The following is a 21,888-nucleotide window of genomic DNA, read 5'->3' as shown; positions in this document are numbered from 1 at the left end:
CATCATTCAAACAAAGCCCGGCCTCGTGCCGGGCTTTTTCATTCGGTGTGGAGGATGGCCATGCAGCGCACGACGATCGAGATCGAGACAAATGGTGGGGGCCTCTATGAGGTAACCGACGATGTCGCACGCTTCGTCGCGGACGGTCGGGACAGCAGCGGGCTTGTGCATCTCTTCCTCCGTCACACCTCCGCCTCGCTGCTCATCCAGGAAAACGCCGATCCGGACGTTCGCCGCGACCTTCAGACCTTCTTCACCCGACTGGTTCCTGAAGGCATGGCCTGGATCACACATACGACCGAAGGCCCCGATGACATGCCGGCGCACATCAAGGCGGCATTGACACAAACGGCGCTGACCATTCCGATCGAAGCAGGCAGGCTGCTCCTCGGCAGGTGGCAAGGAATCTACCTTTTCGAGCACCGCAGCCGACCACACAGCCGTCAGGTCATCCTTTCGCTGTCGGACTGAGCCCGTCGCTTCGAAACATGCTCATTTAGCAGGCTCTTGACCTTCACGGGAACGTTACTGCGCGCTCCGCGTTCATCTGCCGATCAACGCAACAAGGAGGCCGCGATGGCTGACCACAGAGATCCCAACGACCCCAGCACCCCGCCCCGCCCGGTGGACCCGGTTCACACCCATACGCGCGAAACCGTCGTGACCAACAACACCGGCAGCAGCGGCGGCGGTTCCGGCTGGTTCATCGCGGGCCTGCTCGTGGTTGTCGTCGCCATAGCCGCGTTCTTCTATATGAACAGCGGTGGCGGAGAAGGCGGAGCTGGCGTTGATGTCGACGTGACGGCTCCTGCCGACAGTGGCGGCGATGCAGCGCCCGCGCCGGATGCCGCGCCGGCCGAAGAGGCTCCGGCGCCTGCCGATGACGCCGCTCCTGCCGACGACGCCGCCCCGGCGACGGAAGCCCCTGCCGACGCGGAGCCCGCACCGGCACAGTAATTCCAGATAGAGGGTACGGTCCGCGCCGTGATCCCGAGTAACAACAAGAACGCGCGGAAACGACTTCGCCCGGCTTATGCCGGGCGACTTTATTGAGAATTTCCAAGGCAATGGGATGAAACGATGCACAAAAGCATGACCGACAGCCCCGCCACCCCTTTCATGAAATCGATCGCCCTTCTCTTCATCGCCGTTACGGCGAGCGGATGTGCCAGCGGATATGTCACAGGCGGCGTCGCGTCCGCCAGCGCCTCCAACGGCCGTGTGGAGATCGACAGCCGGACCGGCCGCGCAGAGATCGGCCCCGGTGGCGCACGGGCGACGACCGACCGGTCGAGTACGGCCCTCTGCGTTGACCCTGCAACAGGTGTTGCCGTCGTCTGCTGATCCATCACACCCTGAGGATGCCTCCATGAGCGACCACACATCGCCTATCGATTCGTTTCTTGACGCGCTCGACCGACAGGACGGAACGGCCATTGCTTCGCTGCTATCCGCCGAGGTGGCCTATGATCCGGGCTTCGGTGACCGGATCATCGGAGCAAGCGCCGTTCGCGACACCTTGATCGAGCGGGCGACGGCGCTCAAGGAACGGCATGGCGACCGCCTGTTCCTGGCATCGGACGATGGCAGCCGGGTCGCCGCCGAAGTCACGCTGCGTGGCATCTATGATATGTCGCTGCCGCAGTTCGGGCCTGCCGAGGGACAATCCTATTCCGTTCCCGCCGTGCTCGTCGCTGAAATGGAAGGCGGGCGGATTTCCCGGCTTTCCCGATATCTCGATCAGGACCGCTTTCACGCTGCGCTCGGCGAAGACTGATTTCTTGCACACCTTGCGGATGAACGGGCCATGAACGGCCGGTTCCATCTCCGTTCAGGCATCAGGACCTAATCTCGAAAACAGATCGCTCGGGACGGTGATCGCGTTTCAGATTGATAAGCCCTGTTTGTCTGGTGGAGAGAAGACATGTTTGCAAAGATCATCAAGACCGCTGCCCTGAGTGCAATGCTGGCCCTCGGCGGCATCGGCGCAGTGGCGACAACCGCCGCAACCAGCCAGCCCGCGGCTGCGCAGGCCAGCTTCGAATTCCGCTTTGGCAATGCGCCCATCGTGCGCCACCGCCACGCCCCGCCGCGCTATGCCCGCAACTACTGCGATCCGCGTCAGGCTGTTCACAAGGCAAGCCGCATGGGCGTGCATCGCGCCCACGTCGTGCGCAACGCGCCGCGCCGCGTTGCTGTCAAGGGATTCAGCCGCGGCCACCCCGTTCGCCTGGTGTTCGCAAATCAGCGCGGCTGCCCGATCATCGCTTCCCGTTAATCAGCCAGGGACGCCGATCGGCCCCGCCTGTGGAAAGCCCCGCCACGTCACCTCGGCGGGGCTTTCTGCGTTTCGCACTATTCCGCGTCTTCGTCGATCTCGAAGGTCATCGTGACGGTGACGTGGTAGAGATTTTCGCCGCTCGCCACCGGCACGCTGGCATCGGCGGCAAAGCTTTTCGCCATCTCGGCCCGCGCCATCGGCATGGGCGGCGGGGCCTGCGTGCTCTCATCGATGCGAAGGATGCGTCCGAGCGACACCCCGGCGGCGTCAGCAAGTGTCTCGGCGCGTGCCCGTGCATCCCCGACCGCGTCTTCCCGCGCTTCGGCCAGCGTTTGCGCGGGATCGTTATTGGTGAAGACGATGTTGCCGCCCTGGTTCACCCCGAGCGAGACCGATGCATCGAGAAGCGCCCCGAGCTTTTCGAGATCACGCAAGCGCACCGTCAGCGTGTTGGAGACCTCATAGCCGGTAATACGCGGCTCGCGCACCTCGTTCTCGCCATTCGGATAGACATATTGCGGGTTGATGCCGAACCCCGAGGTCTGCAGATCGCGCTCGGCAATGTCCTCGTCGCGCATCGCCTGAAGGACTTCCTCCATCGCCTCATTGCTGTCGTCGAGCGCCTGACGCGCCGTCTCCGCTTCGCGCAGGACCGTCAGCGTGACCAGCGCCATGTCCGGCGCGACGGCCGCGTCCCCCTCACCGGTGACGGAGATCGTGCCCGGCTGTTCCTGTCGCGTCTCGACCGCCTGCGGCTGGGCAAAAACCGGGCTGTTCATCCCGGCGGGCACGACGAGCACCGCGAGCATGGCCATGCGGAGTTGAGTGCTGATCATTGATGAGGCTCCTTGAATGCGATGCGTGAAGCCGGAGTGTTGAGAAGGGAATGTGTGGCAATTGCGGCACCGGCTTGTGAGCCCTGCAAATTTGCTTTAGGAGCGAAGCCGCGCCGCCCGATCGAGCGTCGCGCACGGGGCCATTGCGCCCCAGGTGGGGCCTGTAGCTCAATTGGTTAGAGCCGGCGGCTCATAACCGCTTGGTTGGGGGTTCGAGTCCCTCCGGGCCCACCACACACTTTCCAGGCTCTGATTGTCCGGCTGATCTATGGCACTTTGGCCCATGGCCGTGTTCGAGAGCAGACTGCTCGCATCACCAGCGCCAGAAGGCACTCAGCGCCAGCACATAGACCACCATCATCTCCAGTCGCCCCGCGATCATCGCGAAGACAAGGATCCATTTGGCCGAGACCGGCAGCGTGGAAAAATTGCCGGCCGGGCCGATGATCTCGCCAAGGCCGGGACCGACGTTGGCGATCGCGGTGGCCGACGCGCTGACGCTCGTTGCGACATCGAGCCCGATGACCTGAAGAGCTGTGGCAACGACGGCAAATGTCGAAAAGTAGAGAAAGGCGAATGTCATCGCATCCGCCGTATCGCGCGACGAAAGACGTTGAGCCCCGTAGCGCGCGCTGCCGCTCCATCTGGGATACATCACACGCCAGACGTGCTGGCGGATCGTCTGCGCCACGACCACCATGCGATAGGCCTTGAACCCGCCGGAGGTGGAGCCCGAACAGCCGCCCAGAAACGTGATCAGGAAGAAGACGGCCGCAACGCTGGAATGCCATAGCGTATAGTCCTCGGCGGCATAACCCGTTGTCGTCACGACGGCGAGAACATGAAAGACGGTCGTGACGAGCGGATCGAACTGCGTCTCCACATCGCGCCAGGAGATGATCAGCATGAGGAGCGCCACAGATACCGCAAGTGTCGAGAGATAGCAGGCGATCTGCGGCTCAAGGCGGTGCTGGCGGGCAAAGACGATCTGGATCAGGTAGATGAACGGCAGGCTCGAAATCAGCATGAAAAAGCTCGAGGCCCACAGGACTGGCTCGGACTGGAACTTGCCCATCGAGGAATCCGATGTCGAATACCCGCCGGTCGATACGGTGGTGAAGGCGTGATTGATCGCGTCGAACGCATTCATGCCGAGGGCGAGATAGACGGCAAAGCAGAACGCGGTCACCGCCAGGTATAAGATGGCGATGTGCACGGCATATTGACGGAACCGCGCGAACGGCTTTTCGGCGGTATCGGACGACTCCAACGTGAAAAGCTGCTGACCGCCCGAACCGATGACCGGCAGGAGGAACGTCGCAAGCACGACGAAGCCGATGCCACCAAACCACTGCAGCATCGATCGCCACATCAAAATTCCGCGATCCATGGAGTCCAGTCCCGAAAGCACGGTGGAGCCGGTGGTCGTCAGGCCGGAGGCGGACTCGAAGAAGGCATCGGTGAAACCGATATCGAGATCGGAAAGATAAAGTGGAATCGCGCCGGCCAGCGACATCGACAGCCATGCCGCGTTGACGAAGAGGATGCCTTCGCGGCGTTTCCACTGCGCGCTCGGGCCGCGCATGGCGACGAAGACGAGACCACCGGACAACGTCACGAGCGTCGCGACGGAGAGAAAGTCGACATACCCTCTGCTTCTGTCCGCCCAGTCGACAAGGGCAGGTATGCCCATGGATAGGCCCATCATCATCCAAAGGGCCGCTATGGCAGGCAGGATGTTCCTGAAAACGGCAGGCAAGGCGTTCGGCGCTCGGTTTGGCTAAGTCGCCTCACGCTAAGGGCCGTGAACAGCCAAGTCGCATAGACAGGCCATAACCCGTTTATGCGTTGTTTACGCTTCCCGACCGTTTTGAGCATGGAGAATTGACGGACGCGTCTCTCATTGTTGGCCGATCTTCATCGTCCTGGAGACGTGCCATGTTCACGCTCATCTTCTTCGCCTTCGCAGTTGCCTTCTTCTTCGCAGCCGCCGCCTTCGTGCGGCTCTGCGAAAAGCTCTGAGGTCCGGATATGACCTTCGATCTCGTCATTGGCGGGCTGACCGCGCTCGGCCTCATCGCTTATCTCGCCGTTGCGCTCGCCCGGCCTGAACGTTTCTAGGAGCCGGAAATGGCTGCGGATATCCTGCAATTCATCATCTATGCCGCATTGGTCACGCTGCTGGCGTGGCCGGTGGGGCTTTATATGGCGCAACTGTATTCCGGTCATCGGACCGTTCTTGCGCCAGTGCTGGCGCCCGTCGAGAGAATGACCAATCGCCTGCTCTGTGTGCGCGAAAATCATGGTCAACGCTGGACGCAGTACGCGCTCGCCTGCCTCGCCTTCAACATGGCGGGATGGGTGATCCTCTATGCAATCCTGCGCCTTCAGCACCTTCTTCCCTTGAACCCCGAAGGCCTTCCGGCACTTTCGCCGGATCTCGCCTTCAACACGGCTGTCAGCTTCGTCACGAACACCAATTGGCAGGCCTATGGCGGTGAGACCACCATGTCGTATCTTTCGCAAATGGCGGGCCTGACGGTGCAGAATTTCGTATCGGCAGCCACGGGCATCGCTGTGGGCGCCGCCGTCATTCGGGGATTCTTCGCCCGCGAGACGAAAGAGATCGGCAATTTCTGGGTCGACCTGACCCGCACGCTTCTTTACGTGCTGCTGCCGCTTTCCATCGTGACGACGCTCTTTCTCGTTTGGCAAGGCGTTCCCCAGAACCTCCTGGCCTACGTCCAGGCAACGACGCTCGAAGGCGGTTCGCAATTGCTGGCACAGGGACCTGCCGCTTCGCAGATCGCGATAAAGCAGCTTGGCACCAACGGCGGCGGCTTTTTCAACGCCAACTCCGCCGTGCCCTACGAGAACCCGACGCCCCTCACCAATATCGTGCAGATGGTTGCAATCCTGCTGATCCCGGCCGCCTTCTGCTTCATGTTCGGCAAGATGGTGAAGGACAGCCGCCAGGGTGTCGCGATCTTCGCGGCCATGGGCATCCTTTTCGTCGCCGCACTCGCATTCACCTATTCCGCAGAGGTCAGTGGCAACGCGCTTTACGACGATCTGCCCATCGATCAGACGGCGGGCAACATGGAGGGAAAGGAGGTGCGCTTCGGCACCGGCAACTCCGCGCTCTGGGCTGTTGCGACGACCGCCGCCTCCAACGGCTCCGTAAATTCCATGCATGACAGCTTCACGCCGCTTGGCGGGATTGCGCTGATGCTGCAGATGCAGATCGGCGAGATCATCTTCGGCGGCGTCGGATCGGGCTTTTATGGCATGCTCGCCTTCGTCCTGCTGACGGTCTTCATCGCCGGGCTGATGGTCGGGCGCACACCGGAATATCTCGGCAAGAAGATCGAGGCGAAGGAGGTCAAGCTCTCCGTCATAGCGTTCCTCGTCATGCCGCTCGGCGTCCTCGTCTTCGGCGCGGCTTCCGCTGTCCTACCGGTCGGGGTCGCCTCGCTGCAGGACGCGGGCCCGCATGGTCTATCTGAGATCATCTACGCCTACTCATCGGCGACCGGAAACAATGGCTCGGCTTACGCAGGCTTCGGCGCAGGCGTGCCGTACCACAACACGATGCAAGGCATCGCGATGCTGCTCGGGCGCTACGCCTTCATCATCCCGATGCTCGCGATTGCCGGTTCGCTTGCCGCCAAGAAGACGGTCCCCGCGTCGGAGGGAACGTTCCCGACACACACGCCGCTCTTCGTGACGCTGCTGATCGCGGTCATCCTGATCATCGGCGGCCTCACCTTCTTCCCTGTTCTCGCTCTCGGGCCGATCGCCGAACATCTGGCGATGACGGCTGGCGAGACCTTTTGAGGATGCCTTCCATGAAAAGATCGTCCGAGATCGGGTTGTTCGACAAACGGGTGATCGGCCCCGCATTCGGTGCCGCGCTCGCCAAATTCGATCCACGTGTGCTGGCGAAAAACCCTGTGATGTTCGTCACGGAGATCGTCGCGGCGCTCTCGACCCTGCTCTTCATAAGAGACTTGATGACAGGCGCGGAGAACGCCGCGCTTGTCGGCCAGATCGCGGCCTGGCTCTGGTTCACCGTCTATTTCGCGAACTTGGCTGAAGCGGTCGCCGAAGGCCGGGGCAAGGCGCGGGCGGATACGCTGCGGGCGACCCAGACGGAGACTAAGGCGAAACGGCTCAAAACTGCCGACGACCGTACGGGCGAGACGGTCTCTTCGCATAAGCTCAAGCCCGGCGATATCGTGCTAGTGGAAACCGGTGACATCGTCCCGTCCGATGGCGAGGTGATCGAGGGTGTCGCCTCGGTCGACGAATCAGCGATCACCGGGGAATCAGCACCTGTCATCCGTGAATCAGGCGGCGACCGCTCCTCCGTCACGGGGGGCACGCGGGTCGTTTCCGACTGGTTGAAGGTGGAAGTGACCGCCAAGCCCGGCGAAAGTTTTCTCGACCGTATGATCTCCATGGTGGAAGGCGCCGAGCGCCAGAAGACCCCGAACGAGATCGCGCTTAACATCCTGCTGGCTGGCATGACGATCATCTTCGTGGTCGTCGTCGCTACTCTGCAGCCCTTCATCATGTATTCTGGAGCCGCCGTGCCGATCGTCTTCCTGATCGCGCTGCTCGTCACGCTGATCCCGACGACCATCGGCGGGCTTCTCTCCGCCATCGGCATCGCGGGCATGGACCGTCTCGTGAAGGCCAATGTCGTCGCCAAGTCCGGCCGCGCAGTCGAGGCGGCAGGCGACGTCGACACATTGCTCCTCGACAAGACCGGCACCATCACCTTTGGTGCGCGTATGGCCGATGCATTTGAGCCGATCTCAGGTATCGATCCGAAAGATCTCGCCGAGGCCGCACTTCTCGCCTCGCTCGCCGACGATACGCCGGAAGGCAAATCCGTCGTCGACCTCGCCCGCAAGCAACTCGGCCGTTCGCATGACGGCAGCGACCTCGTCGCCGAAACGATCCCTTTCTCCGCACAGACCCGGCTTTCCGGGGCCGATCTCAAGGACGGCCGCAAGCTGCGCAAGGGGGCATCGGACGCGATCCTCAAATGGTGCGAAACGGAGCCGACGTCGCAGATCACGGGTCTCGTCGAGGCGATCGCGAAATCGGGCGGCACACCGCTTCTCGTCGCCCGCGACAAAAAGGTGCTCGGCGTCATCCACCTCAAGGACATCATCAAGCCCGACATCCGCGAACGCTTTGCCGAACTGCGCCGGATGGGCGTAAGAACGGTGATGATCACCGGCGACAATCCATTGACGGCCGCCGCCATCGCAGCTGAAGCAGGCGTCGATGATTTCCTCGCCGAAGCGACACCCGAACGCAAGCTCGAACTCATTCGCGAGGAACAGGCGGCGGGCAAGCTGGTTGCCATGTGCGGCGACGGCTCAAACGACGCACCCGCGCTTGCCCAGGCCGATGTCGGCGTGGCGATGAACACCGGAACGCCCGCTGCCAAGGAAGCGGGCAATCTGATCGACCTCGACAGCGACCCTACCAAGCTGATCGAGATCGTGCTGGTCGGCAAGCAATTGCTGATCTCGCGTGGCGCATTGACCACGTTCTCGATCGCCAATGACGTCGCCAAATATTTCGCGATCCTGCCGGCTCTGTTTGTCGCCGCCTATCCGTCGCTGAACGCGCTCAACGTCATGGGCCTCGAGAGCCCGGCAAGCGCGATTCTTTCGGCGGTGATCTTCAATGCACTGGTCATTATCGCGCTGATCCCGCTGGCGCTCAAAGGCGTTGCCTATGCGCCTTCGAGCGCCGCCAGCCTGCTTCGCCGCAACCTTCTGATCTACGGCCTCGGCGGCCTTATCGTACCGTTCGCCGGCATCAAGCTGATTGATGTCGTGATCAACGCCATCGCAATCGTATAAGGACCAGCGCCATGCTCTCTCATCTGAGACCCGCATTCATGATGATGGCGATCTGCACCATTGTCTTCGGCATTGCCTATCCGTTCGCCATGACGGGCGTCGCCCAGGCACTGTTTCCCGGACAAGCAAATGGCAGTCTGATCGAAAGGGACGGCGTCATACTCGGCTCGGCGGTCGTTGGTCAGGCTTTCGAAGGCGAGGCGTATTTCCATCCGCGTCCGTCGGCGGCGGGCGATGGATACGATGCGGCGCGTTCATCCGGCAGCAACTATGGCAACACCAGCGCCGCATTGATTGCGCGGGTAACCTCCGACGTCGAACGCCTCGAGGCCAGCGAGCGCAATCGCGTCCCAATCGATCTGGTGACGGCGTCGGGTAGCGGTCTCGACCCCCATATCTCGCCAGCCGCCGCCTCCTACCAGGCAACACGCGTGGCGCAAGCGCGCGGTCTGGATATCGACGTCGTTCGCGCGCTGATCCGACAGTCAGTCGAGGGGCGAGACCTCGGTCTCTTTGGCGAGCCGCGCGTCAACGTGCTGGCGCTGAACATCGCACTGGACGATCTGACCTCCGATGCGGAAACTCCAGCGAGCGGGGAGACAGAATGAGCCGATGAGCGACAAGGAAAAACGGCCGGAACCGGAAGCGCTTCTGGCCGAAGCCAGCAAGGAAGGAAAAGGCCGTCTCAAGATATTTCTTGGGGCGGCTCCGGGCGTTGGCAAGACCTTCGCCATGCTGGAGGCGGCGCGCCAGCGTCAGGCAGCGAATATCGACGTGGTCGTTGGCGTCGTCGAAACCCATGGCAGGGCCGAAACCGAGCGTCTGGTTGCCGGACTGGAGGTGATCCCCCGGATGCACCTTGCCTATGGCGGCCGCTACCTTCCCGAAATGGACCTCGATGCCGTGCTTCAGCGGCGGCCCGCGCTCGTTCTCGTCGACGAACTGGCACACACAAACGTCAGCGGCAGCCTCCACGTCAAGCGTTTCCAGGACGTCGAGGAAATTCTGAATGCCGGCATCGACGTCTATGCGACGCTGAACATCCAGCACCTTGAAAGCCTCAATGACATCGTGGCGCGCATCTCGAACGTTCGTGTGCGCGAGACCATCCCGGACGGCGTTCTGGAACTCGCTGACGAGATCGAACTGATCGATCTGCCACCGGAGGAACTGATCGAACGTCTGCGCCAGGGCAAGGTTTATGTGCAGGACCAGATTGCCCGCGCGATTCAGAATTTCTTCTCGAAGGGCAATCTGACCGCCCTGAGGGAACTCGCGATGCGTGTCGCGGCTGATCGAGTCGATGCGCAGATGACGGCCCACATGAAGAGCCATGCCATCGCCGGGCCCTGGCCAGCGCAGGACCGTATTCTTGTGTGCGTGAACGAGGCTCCGGTCGCCAAGACGATGATCCGGGCAGCCAAGCGCATGGCCGAACGCGCCCGCGTCCCGTGGATTGCCCTTTCCGTCGTCACCCCGGCCAGCGAGAACCTGCCCGATACCGCCAAGGATGCGCGCGCCGAAGCGCTCAGGCTCGCCGACAGCCTTGGCGCCGAGGTCGTCACGCTCAACGCCGAATCTGACGTCGCCAACGAAATCATTGGCTTTGCCCAGAACCGGAACGTCAATCGCATCCTGATCGGGCGGCCGCGCGCCCGCAACTGGTTCGCGCGCTTTCAGCGCGAGACAGTCGCCGACCGGCTCATTCGCGAAGGTGAAAAATTCGAGATCACCATCATCTCGCCCGACCAAAAGCTCGGTGCGGGTGCCACAGTCGGCAGCGCCGTGCCCAAGCCGAAATGGGAGCCAAAGGCCTATGGCGTGGCAACGCTGGCCACGGCGGCAGCCGGGCTTGTCGCCACCCTGGCCAACCAGGTGCTTCCGACGGAAAGCCTGTCGCTCTTCTTTCTCGTGGCCGTTCTGGCGACGGCGACGCGTTTCGGACTGTGGCCCTCGATCTATGCCAGCGTCCTGTCGTTCCTGACTTACAACTTCTTCCTCACCGAGCCCTACTACACCTTCCACATTGCGCAGGAGCACCTGATCCTGACGCTGTTTCTGTTCCTGGCAGTCGCCATCGTCACGGGCAACCTTGCAGCCAGACTGCGCACCCAGATCGCCGCTCAGCGGGCAATCACCAAACGCACGTCCAACCTCTATGAATTCAGCCGCAAGATCGCGAGCGTGGCCGCCCTCGACGATGTCATCTGGGCGGCAGTCCACCACGTCGCCTCGACCCTGCAATGCGCCTCTCTCATTCTGATGCCCGACGAGAAGGGCCAGTTGGAGGTGATCGGCGGGTTCCCGCCCGAGGATCGTCTCGACATCAAGGATCGCGGCGCGGCGAAATGGGCTTGGGAGAACGGTGAGCCCGCAGGCTGGAGCTCCTCAACGCTGCCGACCTCGTCATGGCTTTTCCTGCCCTTGAAGACCGCCCAGGGCACACGTGGCCTGCTCGGCGTCAAATTCGGCACGCGCGACCAGCTAGACCCGGAACAACGGCGGCTTCTCGATGCGCTGGTCGATCAGGTCGCCATCGCCATCGAGCGTACGCTGCTCGCCTCGGACATGGAGGAAACCCGCCTCCTGTCCGAAACCGAGCGCCTGCGCGCGGCGCTGCTGTCATCGGTGAGCCACGACCTCAGGACCCCGCTGGTCTCGATCATCGGCGCGGCATCGACCCTGGTCGAGAGCGAAGATGTCCTTGATGCACGCGGCCGCCTTGCCATGGCCGAGACCATCCGCGACGAAGGCGAGAGACTGAACAGGTACGTCCAGAACCTTCTCGACATGACGCGGCTCGGATATGGCGCACTGCAGCCGCGACTCGACGCGGTGGAATTGTCCGACATCCTCGGACGCGCCTTGCGGCAACTTCGCCATGGCCTGGAGAACCATCAGCTCGTTCGCGTGATACCACACGATTTGCCGCCCATCGCCGGTGATCCTGTGCTGCTCGAACAGGTGCTGGCAAACCTGTTGGACAACGCAGCCAAATATGCCCCGGCGGGCACGAAGATCGAGGTGTCCGCCCGCCTTGAGGGCGACAATTTGGTCGTCGCAGTTTCGGATGAGGGGCCCGGCATTCCGGCCGTGGACCGGGACAAGATATTCGATATGTTCTATCGCGTAAGAGCCGGAGACGGGCAGCCAGCGGGAACCGGCCTCGGGCTTGCCATCTGCAAGGGTATTGTCGAAGCACACGGCGGCAGAATTGCAGTCACGTCGAACGACGCGAGCCAGTCAGGCACGAAATTCACGGTGACCCTGCCGGTCGCCGCGAGCGTTGCCTACCAGGAAAGAGACGCCTCATGAGCGGCGAGACGATCCTCCTCGTCGAAGACGATTCGCAGATCAGGAAATTTCTGCGCGTCGCGCTGGAGGCGCATGGTTTCGTGATCCATGAAGCCATCCGTGGCGCAGATGGCATATCGAAGACCGCGACCGAGGCCCCGGACCTCGTTGTCCTCGACCTTGGGCTGCCGGATTTCGATGGCAAGCAGGTGATCGAACGCATCCGCGAATGGAGCAAGGTGCCGATCCTCGTCCTGTCGGTTCGCAACGCCGAGGACGAAAAGGTGGCCGCGCTGGATGCGGGAGCCGACGACTACATCGTCAAACCATTCGGCATTGCAGAGCTTCTGGCGCGTATGCGCGTCGCTTTGCGCAAGAAAGACGATGGTCAAGCGCAGCCAAGTGATACCTCGACCCTTGCCCAAGGCGCCCTCGTGGTCGACCTCGCCCGCCACAGCGTCACGGTCGATGGCGAACACATACGGCTGACCAGGAAGGAATTCGACCTGCTCGTTCTTCTGATGCGCAGCGCCGGACGGATCCTCACCCACAAGCAACTCCTGTCGCAGCTCTGGGGACCGGCCAACGAAAATGACGTTCAGTATCTTCGCGTGTTCGTGGGACGGCTGCGGCAGAAGCTCGGGGATGACCCGACCGCACCGCGGTTCATCCTGAACGAACCGGGCGTTGGCTATCGCTTGATCGATGAAGCCGGCAGCTGATGGTGCCTTTCATCCCTGCACTGCCATTTCCATGACCAGACACGTCGCGAAAACAAGGCTATGCTCCGCCATCAGCCACTCGCAGTCATGGCGCGCCGGTGTCCGACATCCTCGACTTCCAACTCCTCGTCATCATCGCTCTGACCTTCGTCATCCACCTGATCGGGACGCTGGCCTATGCCTTTCGCATCGCGGGAATTCGCACGGGCCACATCGCCATCGCGTTTTCCCTGTTCAACGTCCTCGTTCTCGTGTCGCGGCTATCCAACTCACTGCAAGCGCCGTTCATGGCCAAGCGAGTCGAAACGGCGATCTCTGCGCAGGCCGCATCCGGACTCATCGTTGATTTCAGCCTGATACTGGCGTCTGCCTCAGTCGCGACGGTGGTCGGCGGCCTGCTGATCCCTTCGTTTCAGCGCTACTCATCCAATGCCGTGCGCAGCTTTCACAGGACGCGGTCGATGCCCCGTCTTCTCCTGCGGACGCTCACACCGCGAGGGGCTTCGCTCGCGATGCATTCGCTCGCACTGCCGAGCCACCGCAACCTGGTCCAGCTCGCCCGGCCGAAGAATATCCCCTTCGCGATGATCGCCATGAACTTCCTGGCAAGCGCGCTCTGGACGGTGGGCGTCCTCGCATCGATCTATGCCGGTATTCTGGAGCCGGAATTCCGGGTGACGGCAAGCTCGCTTTCATCGATGATCAATGGCATCGCCACCATCATGATGTTCATCCTGGTCGACCCGTATCTGTCCGGCATGACCGACGACGTCGTCTCCGGGCGCGTCAGCGATGGCCACTTTCGGCGTGTGATCACCTGGCTTGTCATCAGCCGGCTGTGCGGAACCCTTGCCGCCCAGTTGCTCCTCCTGCCGGCCGCCCATGCCATTGCCTGGATGGCGCGCGCGCTTTGAACAGAAGCGATCCGGGAAAAAGACAAAATACGGCGTCCAGCGTCCTTGCCTCTTGGCCGTCCGGACATTGCACTCCTGCGTCGACAAGCGTGCCGCGTCGTGCTCATCTGACCTGAAGCCGTCAGACGCCGAATGGCGAGGCGGCGGGAGACCTTTGATGCTGACCCTCGTCCTCTCCGCGGTCGTCGGGCTGCTTTTTGCAACGCTCGCGGTCGCCTTGGTGCTCGGCAGTTATTCGATCGCCCGGCACTTTCTTCACAGCGGCGACGCGGCCGATCGAACGCATGACGTCGTCGGCGCGGTGGCAACCCGTATTGCCGCGCTCCACGGCCTGATGCTAGCGCTGGTCTATGCCCAGGAACTCGATGACTACAAGGGTATCCGCAACCTGTTGACCGAGGAGTCCGTTGCCGTCTCCGATGTCTATAACGACATCCGACGCTACGGCGGCGAAGCCGTCGATGTGGTTCAGGGCGACCTCGCCCGCTATCTCGACGTCGTCGTCGACGAGGAATGGGATATGCTGGGTCGGCGCGAAGGGCTGTCGCCCACGGCGTGGGGCTTGTGGCAAGGCGTCTACGAGGCCTTGCTGGACCTCACTCCCGAGACGGATCGCCAGTCCTTTCTGGCCGGCCGGATGCGCGACCGCATCACGCAGGTCGCCCGTTATCGGCAGATGCGCGATGCGACGGCGATAGGCGGCTTTGGTTCCATGTTCTGGGCCCCCGCGCTGATCGGGATCAGTCTTCTGTCTGTTTCGCTCTACGTCTATCGCCCAACTCGAAGTCATCTGGTCCTGATGTCGATCTTCGGGGCCTATTCGGGTGTCATCCTCTTTTTCATCTATGCCTTCGCCAATCCCTTCGAGCAGCCCGGTCGCCTGGAGCCCGAAGCCTTTCAACAGCTGTTGAAGGGGGAAATCGGAACGCGCCTGGAAGAACCGGTCAGGAACTGATGTGGATATGGCGCATGCGCTGACGGATGCGCTCGAAAGCACTATCGAGTTCGCCCGCGTCCCTTGCGTCGATGTAGTGCGCGGCCGAGCTCGCACAGCCCTTCAGCAGTTCTTCCGTTTCATCATCGCTGCGCTCCAGGCGGATGGTATAGATGGTGACGCCGTCGGCTTTGGCGTTCTCACAGGCATTCAGCGTCTTGTCGTCCATCGTCTCGGCAACGCGCGTCAGCGGCGTGTCGTCGGAAACAAGGCGCTCGTCGACGATGTAGCCGAAACTCGAATAGGACGATCCGAGCGCGTTGGGCAACAGGTCCCAGTCGTTGCGCCCGTCGGAGACGAAAATGACGACCTTGTCATTACTTCCCTCGGACGAGGGCCGTCCGCCCGTGAACGGCTCACCAGGCGAAAGCACTCGCCACCCCCACATCATCCCTTCAAGCATGTTGGTTCGCCCGCTCGCCTCCAGCGAGGCGATGTGCCGCTTGACCGCCACCATGTCGCTGGTGAGAGGCAGCAATGGCTGCGAGGCACAGTCGAAGTTTGGTCCCTTCGCCTTTCGGAAATCGTCGTAGAACGTGGAGACACTGTCGTCGACTGCCGGGGTCCGGCCAAAAAGCGCTTCACTCAGCCCGGCAAGAATACCGAGCAGGCCGCCGCCATCCTCGTCGTCGTCATCATCGTCCTCCTCCCCGCCCCCGGCGCCACCACCCGTCATCTCGATCTTGTACTTGTTCGTCAGCCGATCGGCCTTGCTGTCGGTGAGGTCCGTTCCCGCATCATCGAGATAGTCGTTCGCGTAGAGCGGCAATCGACCGTCGGTATCGCTCGGCTCATCAATCGAGAACGCCGGAACGAACAGGGAGCGCCGGTCTTTGCGAGTGGCGGGAATATCGGCGGTGTCATAGGCTGCCGAGCGGTGCGCAACGCGCGTCTCCACGCAGCCATCCCATGCTTCACCCAGATGATGGAAGACCTCGAAACGGCTGAGCCCCGGCAGAAGCTCGCTCTGCGCAACCGGGTTCTTGCCCTCGACGTCGAGCCACCGCGCACCACCACGAACCATCTTGCGGCCACGAAACTGTGGTCCGTATTCCGGTCCGACATTGACGAAGGTCGAGAATGGCACGGAGGCGAAGCTGAGATTCTCTGAGCGCCCGACATCGATTTCCATCTGGTCGACGAACGAAATGGCCGCTTCCTTCAGGCTGTCGAGCTTCTCTCCTTCCATCCCGCCATTGGTGTCGAATACTAGGCCGATCTCATAGCTGGTGAAGGCGTAACTCGCCGAGGATACGACGCCGAGACGGGTCTGCTGCAATCCGAGAAGATCACCGAAATAAAGCTGCGGGTCATCTTCCATCGCAACTGTCCAGGTGTTGCCGGCTCGACTGACGGTCACCTTGGTCGTGGAACCGTCATAATTCGCCTCGACGAAATTCGCGGCGATCTCCTGAGCTTGCATGACGGTCAACCGGTCGCCCGCCTGCGCGACGGCCAGCGCCGCCCCATCGGAGGCATCGCGCATGGCGGAGCGTTGTGACGAGGCAGATCCGTAGTCCACCGCAAGCCCAGCAGCAGCCAGCAGAGGCAACGAGCAGAACGCAAAAGCGACAGCCACGTTGCCGCGACGATCGTCAAGCAACCGCTCGGACATGAGCTCTTATCTCCACAGTATTGAGAGATAGCCTTGGCTGCTAGACATGAAATTTCCGTGAAAGATCGAAACGTAATTTGCACAGTCTACGGATTTGCCCCGAGACTTGCTGAACCTCACAGATTGGCCGAGAACGTGTCGCAGTCTTGCAGGCGGCCGGTCTCGAACCCCCGCTGAAACCATTCGCGTCGTTGCTCCGAGCTGCCGTGATTGAAGCTTTCGGGAACGATATAGCCCTGCGTGCGGCGCTGCAGCGTATCGTCACCGATCTGCGTGGCCGCATTTAGCGCCTCCTGCAGATCGCCAGCCTCCAGCAGACCGCGTTCTTCGGTGAAATGGCCCCAGATGCCCGCGAAACAGTCCGCCTGCAGCTCGACCCGTACCGACAGCGCATTCGCCTCGGCCTCGCTCATCCCCTGCCGCATCTCGTTGAACTGCGGCAGGACGCCGATGAGGTTCTGGACATGATGTCCGACCTCATGCGCCACCACGTAGGCTTGCGCGAAATCCCCCGCCGCATCGAACCGACTGGCGAGCTCATCGAAGAACCGCAGATCGATGTAGACATGCTGGTCCGAAGGACAGTAGAACGGCCCGACCGCTGCGCTGGCCTGCCCGCAGGCGGACTCCACGGCACCATCGAAAAGAACCAGCGTTGGCTCGGGATAGTCCGCGCCCTCCGCCTCCATGATCCCGTTCCATGTGTCTTCGGTTTCGGCCAGAACCGTGGCGATGAATTGCGCATGCTCGTCGCGCCGATCCGGGGCAAGACCGTCCGTCGGAGCCTGTGTCTGGGTGATCGACCCGCCGCCGGCTCCGCCGTCGGAAAAGAGCACCATGGGATTGATGCCGACAGCCCAGAGGATCAGCGCAAATACCGCAAGGACGACGATCCCGCCGATCCCTCCCCCGCCCCGGACGGAACCCATCGGAATTCTCATCCGGCGACCACCGCCCCCGAAGCCGCGCCCGCGCCTGTCGTCGATATTGGAACTTTGACGTCGCCCTCTCCAGCGCATGGCGCCCGATCCTTCTGTTGGCAATGATACACTCAAGCGCCGATCAGCGGAATTGGTTCCGGGTGGACCGCTTTGTGCCGCGATATCCCGCACCTCTTTTTCAAACTGTCACAATCGCGTGCGAGAAATGGCAATGATCAGGCGCACACGATGCAACGAGAACGGCAGCGCACTCGCCTGGCAGGGAGCTTTGCGATGATAAGACGACGTCGATCATCCAAGGGCAATGCCAGGTTCACCGACAGTGGGCTTGCAGCCCCGCTCCGGCAAAAGGGACGGCGATCATGAAGGCTGAAGAGTTCAGGCGCTGGCGCAAGGCGATGGGGCTGAAGCAGAAAGAAGCGGCCGAGGCCCTTGGCCTCAAGAAGCGCGTGATCCAGTATTATGAGAAAGGTGATCGCGATGGACGCAAGGTTGCGATCCCACAGACCGTCGCGCTGGCCTGCTTCGCCGTCGCAAAGGGCGTGACGGACTATCGAGCAAGCGAGTTCGCCGAAGAAACCGAGTGATCCTTCCCGCCGGCAACGTGGCAGCAAATTTTCCCCGCGCAAAACGGCGAAAACCGGTCTCCGCAGGGTTTTCCTGCCGGACCCTTTCCCCTATAAGGCCGGCCTAGCCTTAAAACTGAAAAGAACGAGCCCGGGTCCCGCACCGCGTCCAGCCGTGCGCATACCCCGTGCCGACCGAAAGATGGATCGCCATGCCGAAAAGAACCGACCTCAAATCGATCATGATCATCGGCGCAGGCCCCATCATCATCGGGCAGGCCTGCGAGTTCGACTATTCCGGCACCCAGGCGGTCAAGGCGCTGAAGGAAGAGGGCTATCGGGTCATCCTGGTCAATTCCAACCCGGCGACGATCATGACCGATCCGGAGCTTGCCGACGCGACCTACATCGAGCCCATCACGCCGGAGGTCGTCGCCAAGATCATCGCCAAGGAGCGTCCCGACGCACTGCTGCCGACCATGGGCGGCCAGACGGCGCTCAACACCGCTCTTTCGCTGAAACGGATGGGCACGCTGGAGCGCTACAACGTCGAGATGATCGGCGCCAAGCCGGAAGCGATCGACAAGGCCGAGGACCGCGCTCTGTTCCGTGAGGCAATGGCGTCGATCGGCCTGGAAACGCCGCGTTCGATGCTCGCCAACGCCACGGAGATCAAGGATCAGGACCGCAAGGCCCATGAAGTGCTGAAGGCCGAGGTCAGAGCGAAATTCTCCGGCGAAGCCCTCGACGGCGCGCTCGATGATCTCGAGACGAAATGGAATCTCGGCGAGACGGACCGCAAGCAGCGCTACATGAGCCATGCGATGGCGATCGCCGCGCAGGCGCTGGATACGATCGGCCTGCCCGCGATCATCCGGCCGTCCTTCACGCTCGGCGGCACGGGCGGTGGCATCGCCTACAACCGGAATGAATTCTTCGACATCATCTCATCGGGGCTCGACGCCTCGCCGACCACGGAAGTGCTGATCGAGGAAAGCGTCCTTGGCTGGAAGGAATACGAGATGGAAGTGGTCCGCGATCACGCGGACAACTGCATCATCATCTGTTCCATCGAGAACATTGATCCGATGGGCGTCCACACGGGCGATTCGATCACCGTCGCGCCGGCCTTGACGCTGACGGACAAGGAATACCAGATCATGCGCAACGCCTCGATCGCGGTGTTGCGCGAGATCGGCGTCGAAACGGGTGGCTCCAACGTACAGTTCGCGGTCAACCCTGGCACCGGCCGCCTCGTCGTAATCGAGATGAACCCGCGCGTGTCTCGCTCGTCCGCGCTGGCCTCGAAGGCCACCGGCTTTCCGATCGCCAAGATCGCGGCGAAGCTGGCCGTCGGCTACACGCTCGACGAACTGGAAAACGACATCACGGGCGGCGCGACGCCGGCTTCCTTCGAGCCGTCGATCGACTATGTCGTCACCAAGATCCCGCGCTTTGCGTTCGAGAAGTTCCCCGGCGCCGAACCAATCCTGACGACCGCGATGAAATCTGTCGGCGAGGTAATGGCGATCGGCCGCACCTTCGCCGAATCGCTGCAGAAGGCGCTGCGCGGCCTCGAAACCGGGCTGACGGGACTGGACGAGATCGAGATTCCAGGCCTTGGCGAAGGCGACGACCGCAACGCCATCAAGGCCGCGCTCGGCACGCCGACGCCGAACCGTCTGCGCATGGTGGCCCAGGCGCTGCGCCTTGGCATGAGCGAGCGTGACATTCACGAAAGCTGCAAGATCGACCCGTGGTTCATTGCCCAGTTCAAGGCGATCATCGATATGGAAGGCCGCATTCGCGCGCATGGACTTCCCGGCGATGGCGACAATCTGCGGATGCTGAAGGCCATGGGCTTTTCCGATGCCCGCCTCGCCTCCTTGACCGGCCAGTCAGAGCGCGATGTCGCCAAGCTTCGCGACACGCTCGACGTCCACCCCGTCTTCAAGCGCATCGACACCTGCGCGGCAGAATTCGCCTCCCCGACCGCCTACATGTACTCGACCTATGAGGTGCCGTTCGCCGGCGAATTGCGCTCCGAAGCCTTTGTGTCCGACCGCAAGAAGGTCGTGATCCTCGGCGGCGGACCGAACCGGATCGGCCAGGGGATCGAGTTCGATTATTGCTGCTGCCATGCCGCCTTCGCGCTCGCCGATGCGGGCTTCGAGGCGATCATGGTCAACTGCAACCCGGAAACGGTCTCGACTGATTACGATACGTCCGACCGCCTCTATTTCGAACCGCTGACTGCCGAAGACGTGCTGGAGATCCTGCGTGCCGAGAAGGAAAAGGGCACGCTGCACGGCGTCATCGTCCAGTTCGGCGGGCAAACGCCCCTGAAGCTTGCCGAAGCGCTGGAAAAGGCTGGCATTCCGATCCTCGGCACGGCCCCGGACATGATCGACCTCGCCGAAGATCGCGATCGCTTCCAGAAACTGCTGACCAAGCTCGATCTCAAGCAGCCGAAGAACGGCATCGCCTATTCGGTCGAGCAGGCCCGGCTTGTAGCAGCCGAAATCGGCTTCCCGCTGGTCGTGCGGCCCTCCTATGTTCTGGGGGGCCGGGCAATGCAGATCATCCGTGAGGAAGGAGGCCTCTCCGACTATCTTCTCGGCACTGTGCCCGAACTGGTGCCCGAGGAGATCAAGGCACGCTATCCCAACGACAAGACGGGGCAGATCAACACGCTACTCGGCAAGAACCCTCTCCTGTTCGACAGCTATCTCACCAACGCAATCGAGGTCGATGTCGACTGCCTGTCGGACGGCACGGATGTCTATGTCTCGGGCATCATGGAGCACATCGAAGAGGCGGGTATCCACTCCGGTGACAGTGCCTGCTCCCTGCCGGTCTATTCACTCCCCAAGGCGATCGTGGATGAGCTTGAGGCCGAAACACGGGCGCTTGCCAAGGCGCTCAACGTCGGCGGCCTGATGAACGTGCAATACGCCGTCAAGGAAGGCACCATATACGTCCTCGAGGTCAATCCACGTGCCTCGCGCACGGTGCCGTTCGTCGCCAAGACGATCGGCACGCCGATCGCCAAGATCGCCGCCCGCGTCATGGCCGGCGAAAAGCTGTCATCCGTCCTCGAGGTCTATTCTGCACCGTCCGAACCCGGGCGCCTCGACCACATCGCCGTCAAGGAAGCGGTGTTTCCGTTTGCCCGCTTCCAGGGCGTCGACACGCTGCTTGGACCGGAAATGCGTTCCACCGGCGAGGTCATGGGCCTTGATCGTGATTTCACGCTGGCCTTCGCGAAGTCCCAGCTTGGTGCCGGCGTCGAGCTTCCCCGCGACGGGTCCGTCTTCGTCTCGGTGCGTGACGAGGACAAGGAGCGGGTTCTTCCGGCGGTCGAGACCCTCGTCAAGTCCGGGTTCCGCGTTCTGGCGACGGCCGGTACCGCGGCCTTCCTGAATGCACGTGGCATCGAAGCCTCGAAGGTCAACAAGGTGCTGGAAGGTCGTCCCCACGTCGAGGATGCGATTCGCAACCGCCAGGTTCAGCTCGTGTTCAACACGACCGACGGCGCCAAGGCGGTATCGGATTCCAAATCGCTGCGCCGTGCCGCGCTGATGCAGAAGGTGCCGTATTACACGACAATGGCCGGGGCCGCAGCCGCCGCGCAGGCCATTGCCGCGCTCAAGGCAGGAAATCTCGAGGTTCGCCCACTGCAAGCTTACTTCAGCGATGCTTCGGCAGATCGCTCGCGCGCATGATCTTTTTTCGTGAACTCTGCGTCATTATTTGATAGTGGTCGTCGCTGGACACTGAGAACGGTTCCGAGGTTGTCGCTTCGAGAACCGTTTTCTTTTTTGCCCCGAGCCCATCAGG

Annotated in this window: 19 protein-coding genes and 1 tRNA gene; 16 read left to right on the top strand and 4 right to left on the bottom strand. The window is 62.1% G+C overall.

Translation table 11 applies throughout. The annotated features are described in order from the left end of the window. The first annotated feature begins 60 nt into the window (after window positions 1–60). The 5 genes from CN673_RS02220 to CN673_RS02205 all read left to right on the top strand — a co-directional run bounded on the left by CN673_RS02220 (window position 61) and on the right by CN673_RS02205 (window position 2,278). Complete coding sequence (locus CN673_RS02220) at window positions 61–471, top strand: secondary thiamine-phosphate synthase enzyme YjbQ (RefSeq protein WP_099865014.1); 411 nt, start codon at window positions 61–63, stop codon at window positions 469–471. Between the two features lie 105 nt (window positions 472–576). Next, complete coding sequence (locus tag CN673_RS21030; protein WP_198585862.1) at window positions 577–957, top strand: hypothetical protein; 381 nt, start codon at window positions 577–579, stop codon at window positions 955–957. A 135-nt stretch (window positions 958–1,092) separates the two neighbouring features. Next, window positions 1,093–1,344 carry a hypothetical protein gene (locus CN673_RS20790; RefSeq protein ID WP_157928764.1) on the top strand — a complete coding sequence of 84 codons (252 nt, stop codon included), beginning with the start codon at window positions 1,093–1,095 and terminating at the stop codon, window positions 1,342–1,344. Between the two features lie 25 nt (window positions 1,345–1,369). Next, window positions 1,370–1,777 (top strand): nuclear transport factor 2 family protein, encoded by a 408-nt coding sequence (locus CN673_RS02210; protein ID WP_157928763.1) that lies wholly within the window; start codon window positions 1,370–1,372, stop codon window positions 1,775–1,777. A 147-nt stretch (window positions 1,778–1,924) separates the two neighbouring features. Beyond that, window positions 1,925–2,278 (top strand): hypothetical protein, encoded by a 354-nt coding sequence (locus CN673_RS02205; protein ID WP_099864590.1) that lies wholly within the window; start codon window positions 1,925–1,927, stop codon window positions 2,276–2,278. A 77-nt stretch (window positions 2,279–2,355) separates the two neighbouring features. On the opposite strand, the gene CN673_RS02200 is transcribed toward CN673_RS02205, so the two are convergent. Continuing rightward, the gene (locus tag CN673_RS02200; RefSeq protein WP_099864589.1) at window positions 2,356–3,117 is read right to left on the bottom strand and encodes an SIMPL domain-containing protein; all 762 of its coding nucleotides are present in this window, start codon (window positions 3,115–3,117) and stop codon (window positions 2,356–2,358) included. 157 nt (window positions 3,118–3,274) lie between these two features. Here CN673_RS02200 and CN673_RS02195 point away from each other — a divergent pair. Continuing rightward, window positions 3,275–3,351: transfer RNA gene (locus CN673_RS02195), tRNA-Ile, on the top strand. 79 nt (window positions 3,352–3,430) lie between these two features. Here CN673_RS02195 and CN673_RS02190 read toward each other — a convergent pair. Beyond that, window positions 3,431–4,810: a TrkH family potassium uptake protein gene (locus tag CN673_RS02190; protein WP_198585861.1), complete on the bottom strand. Its 1,380-nt coding sequence runs from the start codon at window positions 4,808–4,810 to the stop codon at window positions 3,431–3,433. A gap of 338 nt (window positions 4,811–5,148) precedes the next feature. Here CN673_RS02190 and CN673_RS02185 point away from each other — a divergent pair, with 338 nt between their 5' ends. The 8 genes from CN673_RS02185 to CN673_RS02150 all read left to right on the top strand — a co-directional run bounded on the left by CN673_RS02185 (window position 5,149) and on the right by CN673_RS02150 (window position 14,887). After that, window positions 5,149–5,238, top strand: a complete 90-nt coding sequence (locus tag CN673_RS02185) for a potassium-transporting ATPase subunit F (protein WP_099864587.1) — start codon at window positions 5,149–5,151, stop codon at window positions 5,236–5,238. Window positions 5,239–5,247: 9 nt separating this feature from the next. Beyond that, window positions 5,248–6,954: a potassium-transporting ATPase subunit KdpA gene (kdpA, locus tag CN673_RS02180; protein ID WP_099864586.1), complete on the top strand. Its 1,707-nt coding sequence runs from the start codon at window positions 5,248–5,250 to the stop codon at window positions 6,952–6,954. Between the two features lie 11 nt (window positions 6,955–6,965). After that, window positions 6,966–9,002, top strand: a complete 2,037-nt coding sequence (gene kdpB, locus CN673_RS02175; RefSeq protein ID WP_099865013.1) for a potassium-transporting ATPase subunit KdpB — start codon at window positions 6,966–6,968, stop codon at window positions 9,000–9,002. Between the two features lie 11 nt (window positions 9,003–9,013). Then, a complete protein-coding gene (gene kdpC / locus CN673_RS02170) occupies window positions 9,014–9,610 on the top strand; it encodes a potassium-transporting ATPase subunit KdpC (RefSeq protein ID WP_099864585.1) in 597 nt (198 codons plus the stop codon). A 4-nt stretch (window positions 9,611–9,614) separates the two neighbouring features. After that, window positions 9,615–12,317: an ATP-binding protein gene (locus tag CN673_RS02165; protein ID WP_099864584.1), complete on the top strand. Its 2,703-nt coding sequence runs from the start codon at window positions 9,615–9,617 to the stop codon at window positions 12,315–12,317. After that, window positions 12,314–13,018 carry a response regulator gene (locus CN673_RS02160; protein WP_099864583.1) on the top strand — a complete coding sequence of 235 codons (705 nt, stop codon included), beginning with the start codon at window positions 12,314–12,316 and terminating at the stop codon, window positions 13,016–13,018. Before CN673_RS02165 ends, CN673_RS02160 begins: the two co-directional genes overlap by 4 nt. Window positions 13,019–13,116: 98 nt before the next feature. Continuing rightward, a complete protein-coding gene (locus CN673_RS02155) occupies window positions 13,117–13,932 on the top strand; it encodes a lipid II flippase Amj family protein (RefSeq protein ID WP_198585859.1) in 816 nt (271 codons plus the stop codon). A 157-nt stretch (window positions 13,933–14,089) separates the two neighbouring features. Then, window positions 14,090–14,887, top strand: a complete 798-nt coding sequence (locus CN673_RS02150) for a bestrophin-like domain (protein WP_099864582.1) — start codon at window positions 14,090–14,092, stop codon at window positions 14,885–14,887. Here the strand turns inward: CN673_RS02150 and CN673_RS02145 are convergent. Both CN673_RS02145 and ypfJ read right to left on the bottom strand, forming a co-directional pair. Continuing rightward, entirely contained in the window at window positions 14,877–16,541 is a 1,665-nt protein-coding gene (locus CN673_RS02145; RefSeq protein ID WP_099864581.1) for a vWA domain-containing protein, read from the bottom strand. The two genes, CN673_RS02150 and CN673_RS02145, sit on opposite strands and share 11 nt — an antisense overlap. A gap of 116 nt (window positions 16,542–16,657) precedes the next feature. Next, window positions 16,658–17,560, bottom strand: a complete 903-nt coding sequence (ypfJ, locus tag CN673_RS02140; RefSeq protein WP_099864580.1) for a KPN_02809 family neutral zinc metallopeptidase — start codon at window positions 17,558–17,560, stop codon at window positions 16,658–16,660. Between the two features lie 284 nt (window positions 17,561–17,844). Here ypfJ and CN673_RS02135 point away from each other — a divergent pair, with 284 nt between their 5' ends. Together CN673_RS02135 and carB are read left to right on the top strand one after the other, a co-directional pair. Next, entirely contained in the window at window positions 17,845–18,069 is a 225-nt protein-coding gene (locus CN673_RS02135; protein ID WP_099864579.1) for a helix-turn-helix domain-containing protein, read from the top strand. 191 nt (window positions 18,070–18,260) lie between these two features. After that, window positions 18,261–21,773 carry a carbamoyl-phosphate synthase large subunit gene (carB, locus tag CN673_RS02130; RefSeq protein WP_099864578.1) on the top strand — a complete coding sequence of 1,171 codons (3,513 nt, stop codon included), beginning with the start codon at window positions 18,261–18,263 and terminating at the stop codon, window positions 21,771–21,773. The last annotated feature ends 115 nt before the right edge of the window (window positions 21,774–21,888 follow it).

Source organism: Neopararhizobium haloflavum, from assembly GCF_002750855.1.
GTDB lineage: Bacteria > Pseudomonadota > Alphaproteobacteria > Rhizobiales > Rhizobiaceae > Georhizobium > Georhizobium haloflavum.
Note: the sequence above shows the minus strand (reverse complement) of the source record. Positions and strands in the feature narration are given on the sequence as shown.

Bases quoted from the DNA above. Each gene is read 5' to 3' on its own strand.
- kdpC (WP_099864585.1), top strand. From the start codon at position 9,014: ATGCTCTCTCATCTGAGACCCGCATTCATGATGATGGCGATCTGCACC.
- CN673_RS02210 (WP_157928763.1), top strand. From the start codon at position 1,370: ATGAGCGACCACACATCGCCTATCGATTCGTTTCTTGACGCGCTCGAC.
- CN673_RS02160 (WP_099864583.1), top strand. From the start codon at position 12,314: ATGAGCGGCGAGACGATCCTCCTCGTCGAAGACGATTCGCAGATCAGG.
- CN673_RS02190 (WP_198585861.1), bottom strand. From the start codon at position 4,810: ATGGGCATACCTGCCCTTGTCGACTGGGCGGACAGAAGCAGAGGGTAT.
- carB (WP_099864578.1), top strand. From the start codon at position 18,261: ATGCCGAAAAGAACCGACCTCAAATCGATCATGATCATCGGCGCAGGC.
- CN673_RS02200 (WP_099864589.1), bottom strand. From the start codon at position 3,117: ATGATCAGCACTCAACTCCGCATGGCCATGCTCGCGGTGCTCGTCGTG.
- CN673_RS02145 (WP_099864581.1), bottom strand. From the start codon at position 16,541: ATGTCCGAGCGGTTGCTTGACGATCGTCGCGGCAACGTGGCTGTCGCT.
- CN673_RS02165 (WP_099864584.1), top strand. From the start codon at position 9,615: ATGAGCGACAAGGAAAAACGGCCGGAACCGGAAGCGCTTCTGGCCGAA.
- kdpB (WP_099865013.1), top strand. From the start codon at position 6,966: ATGAAAAGATCGTCCGAGATCGGGTTGTTCGACAAACGGGTGATCGGC.
- CN673_RS21030 (WP_198585862.1), top strand. From the start codon at position 577: ATGGCTGACCACAGAGATCCCAACGACCCCAGCACCCCGCCCCGCCCG.
- CN673_RS02135 (WP_099864579.1), top strand. From the start codon at position 17,845: ATGAAGGCTGAAGAGTTCAGGCGCTGGCGCAAGGCGATGGGGCTGAAG.
- kdpA (WP_099864586.1), top strand. From the start codon at position 5,248: ATGGCTGCGGATATCCTGCAATTCATCATCTATGCCGCATTGGTCACG.
- CN673_RS02220 (WP_099865014.1), top strand. From the start codon at position 61: ATGCAGCGCACGACGATCGAGATCGAGACAAATGGTGGGGGCCTCTAT.
- CN673_RS20790 (WP_157928764.1), top strand. From the start codon at position 1,093: ATGACCGACAGCCCCGCCACCCCTTTCATGAAATCGATCGCCCTTCTC.
- CN673_RS02150 (WP_099864582.1), top strand. From the start codon at position 14,090: ATGCTGACCCTCGTCCTCTCCGCGGTCGTCGGGCTGCTTTTTGCAACG.
- ypfJ (WP_099864580.1), bottom strand. From the start codon at position 17,560: ATGCGCTGGAGAGGGCGACGTCAAAGTTCCAATATCGACGACAGGCGC.
- CN673_RS02205 (WP_099864590.1), top strand. From the start codon at position 1,925: ATGTTTGCAAAGATCATCAAGACCGCTGCCCTGAGTGCAATGCTGGCC.
- CN673_RS02185 (WP_099864587.1), top strand. From the start codon at position 5,149: ATGACCTTCGATCTCGTCATTGGCGGGCTGACCGCGCTCGGCCTCATC.